The 13,297-nt window shown below is 55.5% G+C and carries 8 protein-coding genes; all 8 read left to right on the top strand.

The window, feature by feature from the left end:
* The first annotated feature begins 603 nt into the window (after nucleotides 1-603).
* The 8 genes from Poly41_RS08715 to Poly41_RS08680 all read left to right on the top strand — a co-directional run bounded on the left by Poly41_RS08715 (nucleotide 604) and on the right by Poly41_RS08680 (nucleotide 13,259).
* Nucleotides 604-1,476: a DUF6159 family protein gene (locus Poly41_RS08715; protein ID WP_231615522.1), complete on the top strand. Its 873-nt coding sequence runs from the start codon at nucleotides 604-606 to the stop codon at nucleotides 1,474-1,476.
* Between the two features lie 85 nt (nucleotides 1,477-1,561).
* Nucleotides 1,562-3,730 carry a glycoside hydrolase family 172 protein gene (locus tag Poly41_RS08710; RefSeq protein ID WP_197231164.1) on the top strand — a complete coding sequence of 723 codons (2,169 nt, stop codon included), beginning with the start codon at nucleotides 1,562-1,564 and terminating at the stop codon, nucleotides 3,728-3,730.
* A gap of 30 nt (nucleotides 3,731-3,760) precedes the next feature.
* Complete coding sequence (locus Poly41_RS08705; RefSeq protein ID WP_146525502.1) at nucleotides 3,761-4,021, top strand: hypothetical protein; 261 nt, start codon at nucleotides 3,761-3,763, stop codon at nucleotides 4,019-4,021.
* Between the two features lie 285 nt (nucleotides 4,022-4,306).
* Nucleotides 4,307-6,688: a diguanylate cyclase gene (locus Poly41_RS08700; RefSeq protein ID WP_231615521.1), complete on the top strand. Its 2,382-nt coding sequence runs from the start codon at nucleotides 4,307-4,309 to the stop codon at nucleotides 6,686-6,688.
* A 563-nt stretch (nucleotides 6,689-7,251) separates the two neighbouring features.
* Entirely contained in the window at nucleotides 7,252-9,288 is a 2,037-nt protein-coding gene (gene dnaG, locus Poly41_RS08695) for a DNA primase (protein WP_231615520.1), read from the top strand.
* 261 nt (nucleotides 9,289-9,549) lie between these two features.
* Entirely contained in the window at nucleotides 9,550-11,205 is a 1,656-nt protein-coding gene (locus Poly41_RS08690) for a sigma-70 family RNA polymerase sigma factor (protein ID WP_146525501.1), read from the top strand.
* A gap of 385 nt (nucleotides 11,206-11,590) precedes the next feature.
* Nucleotides 11,591-11,830 (top strand): hypothetical protein, encoded by a 240-nt coding sequence (locus Poly41_RS08685; protein WP_146525500.1) that lies wholly within the window; start codon nucleotides 11,591-11,593, stop codon nucleotides 11,828-11,830.
* 37 nt (nucleotides 11,831-11,867) lie between these two features.
* Entirely contained in the window at nucleotides 11,868-13,259 is a 1,392-nt protein-coding gene (locus Poly41_RS08680) for a DUF1501 domain-containing protein (protein ID WP_146525499.1), read from the top strand.
* Nucleotides 13,260-13,297: the final 38 nt, after the last annotated feature.

The raw sequence follows: 13,297 nt of genomic DNA, 5'->3' as shown, positions 1-13,297 counted from the left end.
AGCATTTTTACGAAGGACGTAGGTTCTCGCGCACAAGGAAACGGGGTCAGGTACCAATCGTGCGAAGCACCCTTGCTGGCCATTTGGCTATTGGTACCTGACCCCGTTTCCGATTAGCTCCCCCATCATTTACAAAAATGCTCTAGTGCTTTGTCCCGATTAAAAATGGCTCATCCGACGGAAGCGCGCGGAACCCAGACTCGAGGATTTTTGGAGGTATGGCTCCGGTGTCCAATGATCTCTTAGAAAAGAGTCCCCGACGGACGGTCGTCCGCCGGGAACCGCTAGCACCCTTGGCGCACCGTCGACCGGGATATCCCTTGTCAAGTTGCACCTCTGCAGAGCTCCACTCCGTTTCTCTCGGCAACTGCACAATAACAAGTGAAAATAGCTTCTGCCAGCAATGATTGGACACCGGAGAGATGCCTCGAAAACCTCCTGCGCACGCTTCCGCCGGATGAGCAAAAAATTAGGGTCAGACCGGACGGCTCGCGCCGTTCCGCTACAAGTTTTAGCGGCAGCACGCGAGCCCTCCGGTCCCTCGAACCCTATAATTGGAGATTGACAAAGCACTAGATTGTAGACACCTCTACACGGGAATGAATGATGTTTGAACGATTTGCTACCGGGTTTTCACTTGCTCGTCAAAGTTGGGACGTTTTAAGAACGGACAAGCATTTGTTGCTGTTCCCGCTATTGAGTGGCATCGGTTGCTTGATGGTGATGGCGTCGTTTGCGGTGCCCTTGTTGGCAACGGGCACGGTCCAGAACGCTGTCGGCGCAGGAGTCGGAGACGATCAGAGTAGCGATCCAATGCAAAACCCGTTGTATTTGGCGATCCTGTTCGCCTTCTACTTCGTCAACTATTTCGTGATCGTTTTTTTCAACAGTGCGTTGATTGCATGTGCTGTGAAGCGATTCTATGGCGCCGATCCCACCATCCGTGAAGGGCTGTCGGCGGCCATGGCTCGATTGCCGCAAATCGCTGGTTGGGCATTGGTCAGTGCGACGGTTGGACTGATCTTGCGAGTGATCGAAAGCCGCAGCGAGCGTGTGGGCCAGTTCGTTTCGGCGATTCTTGGCATGGCATGGTCGGCAGCAACCTTCTTTGTCGTTCCCGTTTTGGTGATCGAGCGTCTCGGGCCCATCGCGGCCGTGAAACGCTCGGGTGAACTTCTAAAAAGTTCTTGGGGCGAAGCGTTGGCAGGCAACAGCAGCATCGGTTTCTTTTGCTTCTTGGCGATGATCCCCTGCATCGTCCTGATTGTCACGGGAGGGATCATGCTCGGCGGAAACCTCGCCATCGTCGGTGGAATCCTGGTCGTCCTCGGCGTTATTGGCATCCTGATCGTTTCGCTGATTTCAAGCGCCTTGTCCGCGATCGTCCAGGCGGCCGTTTATATGTATGGAGCAAGTGGCGATGCTCCGACCGGTTTCGACGCCTCCACTCTTCGCAGTGCGTTTTCGCGTGCGTAGCATCGCGTGAACAACAAGTGACGACTTTGGTATGATGGATGACCCCCGTCCAACCGTTTCCCACCCGCGCCCACGGAGCACCCCTGTGAACCTCAACCCGAAACCCGCTCGCTCCTTCGCCCGTCCCCTCCGTCTCGCTCACCTATCATTCCTGTCGCTGATCGCTCTTGCCTTCCTTAACGGTTCCAACGCGGAATCTTCCGCCGAAAAACCTGCAACGATCTCCCTCGGTTCCCTACTCGATGAAATGATTGATCGAAGCGTGATTGCCCGCTGGCCAGGCGCTAAATACAGCTGCCGCCAGGCGAGCAGCTATGATCGTGATTCGGTTTCGGCTGACGACGAAGGCTGGTTCGCAAACTGGGATCGAAGCCAGTTCATTCGGACAGAGGAAAAAGACGGGCGTTCCGAACATGTACTGCTGGATGCGGAAGGTCCTGGTGCCGTGGTTCGCTTCTGGGCGACTTGGCATGGGCCGGGTGGCACGGCGTTTTCCGATGGCACGCTGCGCGTGTACTTAGACGGTGAAGAAACGCCAACCCTTGAACGTAGGATGAGCGAGTTTATCGATGGAGGCGAAGCGGCAACCCATGGCCTTGTCGGTGCCCCGCTGTCGCAAGGCGTCTCGCCAAAAACAAAGTATGCACAGCGCGGCCACAACCTCTACTTGCCCATTCCCTATGCCAAGCACTGTAAGATCACCTATTCGGCCGATGTTTTGATCGACCGGGGGGGCCGCAAGGGCGAAGCGCTCTACTACCAAATCAACTATCGAACCTACGACCAAGACACCCAGGTCGAAACATTTGATACCTCCCAGCTCGAACGAATGCAAGCGAAGATCAAGACGGTTCAAAGTCGATTGCTTGAATCGGGGGTGACCGCCGCAGGCCTTAAGACGACAACCCTAAGCAAGAAGACGCTACAACCCGAGGGCACCGAAACGATTTCGCTCGACGGGCCTGCGGCGATCAACGAATTGTCGCTCAAGGTGTCGGCTGCAGATTTGCCACAAGCACTACGCAGCACGGTGCTGCAAATCAAATTCGATGACGAGTCCACAGTCTGGTGTCCCGTTGGCGATTTCTTTGGCATTGGCTACCAGGTCAAGCCGTACAAGACTTGGTATACCGAAGTTACCCCGGACGGACTGATGACCTGTTGGTGGCGGATGCCATTCGGGGAATCTTGCGAAATCACGGTGCACAACCTAGGGGATCAACCGGTGACGATCGACCGATGCACGGTGCTTGCTGGCCCATGGGTGTGGGACGATCACTCGATGCACTTTCATACGTGCTGGAGACAGTATTCGGAGATCTCGACCGGGATTGACAAGAAGATGGAGAAACGTGAGGGAGCGAGGGATGTCAACTACATCTCGATCAAGGGCCGCGGTATCTACGTTGGTGATACACTGACCGTGTTCAATGGAACCGCTGCGTGGTGGGGCGAAGGCGACGAAAAGATTTACGTCGATGGCGAAGCATTTCCGTCCCATTTCGGAACCGGCACCGAAGACTACTACGGATATGCTTGGTGTCGGCCCGAGTCGTTCAGCGCCCCGTTTCACTCGCAACCCGAAGGTGGCGGAAACCTGGCCGGTGGCTTTTCCGTGAACAGTCGATACCGAAGTCTCGATGCGATTCCGTTCGACCGTTTGCTCACGTTTGACATGGAACTTTGGCACTGGCGTGATACCAAGGTCGATTACGCTCCAACCACCTTCTGGTACGCCATGCCAAATGCCACGAGCAATGTTGAACCCAATATCGAGTCGGCAACACGAAAAGTAACTCTCCACGTCTCACAAATCGTGAAGCCTGTCTTCGTTGAAGGCGCGATCGAGGCAGAAACGATAAGAGTCATTGAGAAGACAGGAGGGAACTTCCAAATCCAAAGGATCAGCGGGTACCATTGGAGCAACGACGCTCAACTCTGGTGGATCGATGGCAAGGCGGGTGATCGTTTGACCCTTGATTTTCCAGCGCCCAAGTCGGGAACCTACAAAATAACCGCCGGTTTCGTACACGCTCCCGATTACGCCATTGTGAAAGTTTCGCTGAACACTTCCGATGGCGGAACGCATGACTTGTATGCGCCACGAGTGGTCAACGAGCCAACTGTGCTTGGCACGTTTGAGCTCGACGCAATATCGAACAAGATGTCGTTTACGATTGCTGGCGCGAACCCCAAAGCCATCAAGCGGCACATGGTCGGGCTCGATTACCTATTGCTCGAACCGGCTGAGTAGGCCGGACTGCTTGAGCCAAGAAGCTCGACCATGGCGAACCAGTCATCCGCATCCCTTTCCGACGCCAAGCAGATCCGGCTGTCGAGCTTTTCAATCATGGCCGATCGACGGATACGCCTTCGCAGGCGACGACGTGATCGGGAGGCACCGCGGGCAATGGATGGGGCGGGGCTACGGAATGACATCGCACTTTTTCCGGAGAAGAAAACGGACAGGGAACGCGACACGAAGGAATCGCCGCCAATGGGCGAATCAGCACAGCATGAACGTGCGAAGACGGCACACTATTGACATCAACTCCTCCAAATAGCATCGAACGAGATTGATGCAAGAACGAGGCCAGCAGAATCCTTGCAACTGGGATTTCCGGAGAATCCGGCATCACTTTTTTTGGGTCCAGGGTTTATCAATTTGATTCAACCCGCTTGCGCTCAGTGGTGATCAACACTTCAGCGTAGCCCCTATTCCTTGGGGAGGGTCCATCGTTTTCGCATCCCAATTCAACGGGAACTTCGCGTTTTGCTACGAGAGTTCATCGCATCGTTAAGACTTGCTTTTGCACTGGTGTGCGTGGGCGTGAGTCTTATTTTGGGTGCACAGTGGCTCGGAATGCTGCCCGATACGGAGAGAATTCAGCTACAAGGCAGGCAATCGCTGTGCGAATCCATTGCGATCAATTCGTCTGCGCACGTTCGCCGACAACAATGGGTCGACCTGACCACGATCCTGCGAACGCAGGTCGAACGGAATGAGGACTTGCTGTCGATCGGCCTTCGCAGCGAGATGGGCACCCTTCGACTCGACACCGGCCACCACGCAGAGATGTGGCCATCGGACCCCGAACTTGAGCCACGGGTCGAGATCGTCAAGGTACCGATCACCCTCAACCGACGTCCTTGGGGCACCGTTGAGTTTTGTTTTCACAAGCCAGAGACCTCCAAGCTAGCACCGCTCACCGAACATTCCATCTATCGGCTGGTTGGGTTCTTCGTACTCGCAGGACTTGCCTCGTATACCTTGTTTGTGGCGAAAATCATGGGCGTGTTCAGCAAAACCCAAGTGGTGCCGGATCGTGTGCGTCAGGCACTCGATACGCTGGCGGAAGGGTTGTTGGTACTCGACGAGAAGGGACGCATCGTCTTAGCCAACCGAGCATTTGCCGATACGGTCGGGATGAGTTCCGAAGAATTGGCCTTGCAAAGCGCATCCGAAATGGCGTGGTCGCTGCCGACGGGCAGCGAACATCCCGAGGTCTATCCCTGGATGGCAGCGATTGAAAATGGCGAGTTGCAAAGCGAGCAGATGTTGCGGTACCGGTTAGCGGACGGGCGAAACCGAATCTTCTCGGTCAACGCAGCCCCGCTCGGAGGCGATGATCAACAGCGAGGTGCCTTGGCAACCTTCCGCGACGTTACCCACGTCGAAGAACACCGCGAAGAACTCGAAAGAATGCTTGGCATGCTCCGCAGCAGCCGCGACGAGATCGAACGCAAAAACGGTGAACTGGAAATTTTGGCCACTCAAGACGCCTTGACGGGATGCCTAAATCGTCGTGCGTTCTTTGAACGGTTTGAGAAGCTGTGGCGTGAGGCGAAAGCCGAGGAATCGCCATTGGCATGCATCATGATCGATAACGACCATTTCAAAAACGTCAACGACACCTATGGACATCATGTCGGCGACGAAGTCCTGCGCCGCGTCTCGAAGACCATTCGTGACATGCACCAACATCATGGATTGGTTTGCCGGTACGGCGGCGAGGAATTCTGTGTCGTGTTGCCAGGACTCAGTCTGCGTCAAGCGATCACGGAGGCGGAAAGGACGCGCGAGGCGATCGCCAGCATCACCTTCGCAGATCCTGCCGAGTTGCGGCTCACCGCCAGCATTGGCGTTTCGGAATTGCGATTCAATCCGGTCGATACGCAAGAGCTGATCAATCAAGCAGACGCTTGTTTGTACGTAGCAAAACGCGAAGGCCGAAACCGCGTGATTGCCTACAACATCAACATGGCATCGGAAATCGAGAACACGTCCGAACAACGAATGCCCAAGAAGGCAAAACGACTCGAGATCTCGTACCAAGCGGTCACCGCGTTGATGTCTGCGCTCTCGTACCGTGATGCTAAGACCGCCGAGCACAGCCGGCGCGTTGCAGACCTCTGTGCACGAGCGTCCGCACTGACTCTCGATCCAGCACAAATCTACCTGCTCGAAATCGCAGCATTGCTGCACGACATTGGCAAAGTAGGGGTTCCCGACCATATCCTTTTGAAGCCGGGCGCATTGACCGAGCAAGAATGGGAAGTCATGGCCCGACATGATCGGATTGGCGTCGAAATCGTTGCCGGTGCGTTCGATTGTCCTGAATTGACCGCGATCATCTCGGCACATCAACTGCTCGGTCGCAGCGCGACGGACTCCGCCGAACTCCCGAGCGATGAGCACACGCTGTGGTGTGCCAAACTGTTGACGATCTGCGACAGCTACGATGCGATGTTCTCCGATACCGTTTATCGCAAGGGCCGGTCTCACGAAGAAGCGATTGCTGAGCTGCGTCGCTGCGCGGGGACGCAGTTCGATGCTGAGTTGGTGGAACTGTTCGCATCTTCGATCGACAACCGGACGCCCACCGTGACCTCGGGTGCATTTGCACTTGGCAAACAAGCAGCCATTCAGATTGGACAAGATGTGGAACGATTGGCCGAAGCCATCGAGAACCAGGATCTCGAAGGCATCGCAATGCATGTCCTCTGTCTCGGCAAGACCGCCGACAGCTGCGGAATCGACTCGATCGTGGAAGCGGCAGCTCAGATCGATGCGATTACCAAAAGCGAAGAGGTTCAATGGAAGGCATTGTTGGAGGAAACTCACGAGATACTCGACGCAGCCCGCGCGGCGCAGTCCGAGTTCCTACGAGAATCGCTCGAAATTGAGAAGCGTCTCTCCTTTCCCGATTAGCCCGGATGATTCGTTGGAGTGGTAGGCTTTAGCCGATTGCGTGCTGGATCCTTGCTGAATTGGCTAAAGCCTACGAATCCAACGTGCGCAGTCTGTTCTGTTTTTTACTCAATCGGTGTAGGCTGATTGCATACAAAGGGTTACGGGGAATAGGTTTGGACGGATGAATAATCCGGGATAGGGGCCGATCACTGAGCTGTGATAAAGTACCCGAGCCTTTTCTGACATTTTCATTTTTGCTCAAGAAAATTGATCTTGACGCCGAGGGGGGCGATTTGCACAATCCTGGGTCGCTCGTAACCCATTCTTTTCTTCTCGCCAAAACCTGCTCTTTGCAAGATGGTGCTTGGCGAGTCGAGGGATTCTGTTACGCTGCAATGGACTGCGAAGATCGAAATTTGCCCGTTGCCTTTTTGGGAAGCCCTTGTGTGACTGCCCCGAACCGGTAACCGCATCCGCCCGCCTTGTCGGTGGCGCTGCGTTGGGTCGACCGATCGAGACGTTTTGCCTGGCAACACCCCCGATGTCGCGGCAAGACGATTCCTAGGATAGGAGTACGTCGTTTGTCCTTACCCGCGGACTTCGACCTAAAAGAGCGTGTGCGTGCGAGTGTCGACATCGTTGATGTTGTTGGCAGCACGCTAGAGTTGCATCCCGCGGGGCGCAATTTTGTTGCCCGCTGCCCGTGGCACAATGATCGCCGTCCGTCGTTGACGGTCAACCAAGAACGTCAGACCTGGAAGTGTTGGGTTTGTGACATCGGTGGCGATATCTTTAGCTACGTGATGCAGCGTGACGGCGTCGATTTCCCATCCGCCCTTCGCATGCTGGCCGAACAAGCCGGTATTGAAATCGAAGAATTTCGCCAAGGCAAAAAGACACAACCGGGAAGCCCTGACGACAAGGCGACGTTGTTGGCGGCGATGAAGTTGGTTTCCGACGCCTATTTCGCCCAGTTAGAAGACGGCACCAGCGACGATGCCAAAATTGCCCGAGATTATTTGGCGGAGCGTGGGATTGATGACGAAAACCGCAAACGATTTCAAGTGGGTTTCTCCCCCGAGTCGTGGACGTTTGCCGTCGACTTATTGAGAAACAATAACTTCACGGGCGAAGTGGCGGAAGCAGCAGGCTTGGCAATTTCCCGCAGCGGTGGCGGCCACTACGATCGTTTCCGCGGCCGATTGATGTTCCCCATTCACGACTTGCAGGACCGACCGATCTCGCTCGGAGGTCGTGTCATCCCAGCGATCGCGTCGAGACGTGGCGATGACGGCGGCGGAGCCAAATACATCAACGGGCCAGAAACCCGGTTGTATAGAAAGTCTCACCAACTGTACGGTTTGCAACTCGCTCGTGAAGCGATTCGACGCGGCGGCGAAGCCTTGGTGATGGAAGGCTACACCGACGTTGTCGCGGCCCGCCAAGCGGGAGTTGAATCGGCGGTTGCGGTGCTCGGTACGGCACTCGGTGAGGATCACATTCGATTGCTGAAGCGTTTTTCGCAGCGCGTCGTATTGGTGCTCGACGGTGACGCTGCGGGGCAAACCCGAGCCGACCAGATACTCGATTTGTTCGTCCGCGCAGATGTGGATTTGCGAGTGTTGACGCTTCCCGAAGGAAACGACCCTGCGGATTTCCTGGCTGCCCAAGGTCGAGCCGCCTTTGACGAGCTTGTTGCCAAGGCGCCGGATGCTCTCGAACACAAATTGAATCGCTTGACCGACGGCGTTGATGTGACTCGCGACACTCACCAGGTGACGCAAGCGATCGAGTCACTGCTGGGGATCGTCGCCCAGGCACCACGCGGTGCGAATTTAAAAGTCGACCAGCTGATGCTGCGAATGTCGCGGACCTTTGGGATTGCGAGCGAACGATTGAACCAGCGGCTCGATCAGATCCGCAAAACAAAATCGGCCCGTCGTCCCGCGCCACAGCGCAGCTCAAGCACGGGCCCGCCGAACTCGCGGCCACCAACCCCTCGGTCGCAGCCGCAGCGAAATCCAAATTCCTGCCCACCCACCGCACGCCGGCCGTTCGATCCCAATGACGCCTTTGCAGAAGCGGGTGAGATGGAGTCCGACTTTGCAGGGATGGACGTCTCGTCCCCCACGACCGCAAGGGTCGCCGAGTCGGCCCCGCCGGATCGACTGAGCCCCTTAAGCGGAACCGACCGGGAACTGTTCGAAACATTGATTGAGTCGCCGTCGCTCGCTGCCATGGCGGTCGAGTCGATTGATCCCAACTGGCTCGATTCGATCACCGCCAAAATGTTGTTGTCCGCCTACCAGGATTTGGATTTTGAAGGACGGGACTTGTCGGTGGATTCCTTGTTGCTGGTCCTTGAGAACGAGTACCTAAAAAACGAAGTTGTCACACTCCAAGATCGCGTTCAACGCCGCGAAGGCATGTCGACACAAACCCCGCAACAGCGGTATGCAACCGTCATTCTGAACTATCACCAACGAGAATTCTCGGAAGAAAAAACTCGTCAAATCGCAAAACTTGAATCTTTGGTATTGGCAGCTGACGAAGAGGAGGCTCTATTGAAGAGCCTGTTCGATGCCGAGCGGTCACGCCACGGAATCGAAAATGAATAGGCTTTACCGTACTTCCCATCCCATGGCCCCAGAGGAGACCCCGGCAAATTCTCGCTCGCTTTCCCGATAAGCAAGCAACCGATTTTTTGACGATTTTTTGATCACCGAACGCCTCTGATGGGCACCCGCAGGAGATCAGTGGATCCAACGATTTGATCCGCCAAAACCGTCCGACCGAAAAACGATTTTTCATTCGACCCAAGACGTTCGCCCTTCCATGGACCGATTTGAAGGTGACGTCGCAAAACATGAGGTTTTCAGATGCAATTGATGGACCAATCTCTTTCGCAATTAATCGCCCGCGGATCCAAGGATGGATTCCTCACGTACGACGAAGTCAACGCGTACCTTCCCGACGAAGACGTCAATCCCGAAAAGCTTGAAGGTTTGATGGTCGCCATCGAACGGCACGGCATCCAACTGATCGAGGCTTCGGAAAAGAAAGCGATCGAAGCGGCTGGCAAGACACCGGAACCCCGTCTGGCCGACATGCGGTTCACCGAGGAGGAGACCCCGCTGGTTTCTGTCGAAGCTCCTAAGGCGAGCGATGACCCGATCCGAATGTACTTGAGCCAAATGGCCGAGATTCCGCTGCTGACTCGCGAGGAAGAAATCTCGCTTGCTAAAAAGATCGAAATCACTCGTCGCCAATACCGCCGCACCCTGCTGGAATCCGACTATGCACTGCGCAGTACCGTCGAGGTCCTACACCGTGTCCACGACGGTGAACTGCCGTTCGACCGAACCATCAAGGTCTCGCTGACCGAGCGTTTGACGAAAGAACAAATCACGGCTCGGATGCCTCACAATTTGCGCACCCTTGATGTTTTGATTGCTCAGAACAAAGAGGACTTTGACCAAATGGTCCGCAAAAGCGTCTCGCCACGATTGAAGGCTGAACTGCGACGTCGGTTCATCCGCAATCGACGCAAGTGCTTGCAACTGGTTGAAGAGCTTAGCCTGCGTAGCCGCCGCGTCACACCGCTGCTTGGCCAACTCGAAAAGATCTCGCGCCGGATGAACTTCATTCGCGATCGGCTAGCGGATCTTGGCAACGATGCGATGAGTCGCGATGAGGCAGCCGATTTGCGACAGGAATTGCGTGAGTTGATGATCGTGACTCAGGAAAGTCCCAAGAGCCTGCATAACCGCATTGCCAAAACACGGCGACACTTTGACGAGTACGAAGCGACGAAGCGAAGACTCAGCAGTGGCAACTTGCGATTGGTCGTTTCGATTGCGAAAAAGTATCGCAACCGCGGTCTGTCGTTCCTGGACTTGATCCAAGAGGGGAACACAGGTTTGATGCGAGCGGTCGACAAGTATGAGTATCGCCGAGGTTTCAAATTCAGCACGTATGCGACATGGTGGATCCGCCAGGCAATCACGCGAGCGATTGCGGACCAGGCACGCACGATTCGCATTCCGGTTCACATGATCGATGTGCTCAGCAAGCTACGTCAGGCACAAAAGCGTTTGACCCAAGACCTGCGTCGCGAACCGACCTACGAAGAGATCGCTCAGGCCACCGAAATTCCTCTCGAAGAGGTACGACGCGTGATGGATATTGGACGACATCCGGTAAGCTTGGACCGTCCGGTCGGCGAAGGTGAAGACAGCAGCTTTGGTGAGTTCATCGAGGACAGCGACGACGACAATCCCGTCAAGGTCGCGGCCAGCGGAATCCTGCGCAGCAAGATCGACGAACTCTTGAAGACCTTGACGTTCCGCGAACGCGAAATCATTCGCTTACGCTATGGTTTGGTCGACGGCTACAGCTACACCCTTGAAGAGTGTGGTCGCATTTTCAAGGTCACGCGCGAACGGGTCCGACAAATCGAAGCGAAAGCGGTTGCCAAACTACAAAGCCCCTCGCGTGCCGATCGCTTGGCAGAGTTCCTAAAAACCGCCGCCTAGACGGAGTGATCGCTCGCAGGCTAGTGCTTTGTCAATCTCTAATTCTAGGGTTCGAGGGACCGGAGGGCTCGCGCCCTGCCGCTAAAACTTGTAGCGGAACGGCGCGAGCCGTCCGGTCTCACCCTCATTTTTAATCTGGACAACGCACTAGAACCAGGCTCGCAAAACGAACCGGTTCCGGCCGCCGACGGATTCGAATCGGTGCTGGCCGGTCTCTCGATTGCGGGCCGGGTTCTTGATTGCCACGAGTTGAAGCCGCAAACACGGCCCTGATCTTAGGGTTTCGTGCAGCAAGGCCGGGACAAAGATTTGTGTTTCGGCCAGCGATCGACTATCCTCAGAAGTTGGCTATTCTGTTTCTCTCGCCTCATGCAACGCGTGCTCGATGTTCTACTTCATTCTGTGGGTTTTGTTTCTCCTGGCAGTGGTTTTCGCGGTGCCCGTTGTTTCCTTTTTGAACAAACGGAAAGCTCGCGGCCCCGTTTCCAAGGCGGATCCTGCTTCCGAAGACCAGCCCGTGGAAAAGGAATTTGGCGAAAATGAAGGATTTGGTGCGGAGGAGGAATTTGGAGGCGGCGAGCCCCTCGTTGAGGACGAAGTTGCCGGCTTCGAGGAACTGAAGTAGCTGGCGATTCTGGTACAATGGATCCATGACCCCAAATATGGACTCAATCTCTCGGCGGCAATGGCTGAATCGATGCGGTACCGGGCTCGGTGCGATTGCGCTGGGTGACATGCTGACTCGAGAAGTCTTTGCATCCGACCGTGTCGAGTTGCATTTCCCTGCGAAGGCAAAACACGTCATTCACCTGTTTATGAATGGCGGCCCAAGCCATGTGGATACATTTGATCCCAAGCCAGCATTGCTGAAGTTCGATGGAAAGTCCGCTCCGATCGATCACTTAAAAACCGAACGACCCACGGGCCATGTGATGCGTTCGCCGTTCAAGTTCAAACCTTACGGGGAAAGCGGAATTGAGGTCAGTGAGTTGTTTTCGAAGACCGCTGCCCATATCGATGATATTTGCGTCATCCGTTCGATGCACGCCGACGTGCCCAATCATGAACCGTCGCTGATGTTGATGAACACTGGCGAATCTCGACTGGTCCGTCCAAGCGTCGGGTCGTGGTTAACGTACGGACTTGGCAGCGAGAATGAGAATTTACCATCGTTCATCGTGATGTGCCCCGGCGGCTATCCCATCAAGGAATCGCAGAACTGGCAAAACGGTTTCTTGCCGGGGAAGTACCAGGGCACGTACATTGACTCGAGCCATGAGCGGGTCGAAAAACTGATTGACAACATTCGCTCGAAGGCCGTTTCGGGAACCGACCAACGTCAGCAATTGGATCTGCTGGCAAGGTTGAACCAGACCCATGCTTCGGCGCGTCCACTCGACCCCCGCTTGGAATCGCGGATCGAATCGTTCGAACTTGCCTACCGAATGCAACATGAAGCATCGGATGTCTTTGACGTTTCGGGTGAATCGGAAGCGACACTTGCTGCCTACGGCCCCGGCGACTTTGCCCGACAAACGCTGATCGCGCGGCGTTTGGTAGAGCGAGGCGTTCGCTACGTGCAACTCTACACCGGCGCCGGTCAACCCTGGGACAACCACGACGACTTGAACGATCGCCACCGTGATTTAGCCAACCAAGTGGACGGGCCGATCGCTGCGTTGCTTTCGGACTTAAAACGAACCGGCTTGCTCGATGAAACGCTAGTGATCTGGGGTGGCGAATTCGGTCGCACGCCGGTGGTGGAGATGCCCAAAGAAGGTTCCAATCAAGGAAAAATGAATGGACGTGACCACAACCATTACGGATTCACCGTTTGGCTCGCTGGCGGTGGCGCCAAGGGCGGAACCGTTGTCGGCGCCACCGATGAGATTGGATTCCAAGCGGTCGAAAACCGCGTCCATGTTCATGACCTGCACGCAACGATGCTGCGATTGATGGGCTTCGACCACAAACGATTGACCTATCGTTACGCCGGTCGCGATTTCCGATTGACCGATGTCCACGGCCGCATCGTCGACGAGATCCTTGGCTAGCGGTTACAAGAGGGTAGACGTGGGTCGAGCACAAGCAC

The organism is Novipirellula artificiosorum, from assembly GCF_007860135.1.
Taxonomy (GTDB): Bacteria; Planctomycetota; Planctomycetia; order Pirellulales; family Pirellulaceae; genus Novipirellula_A; species Novipirellula_A artificiosorum.
Note: the sequence above shows the minus strand (reverse complement) of the source record. Positions and strands in the feature narration are given on the sequence as shown.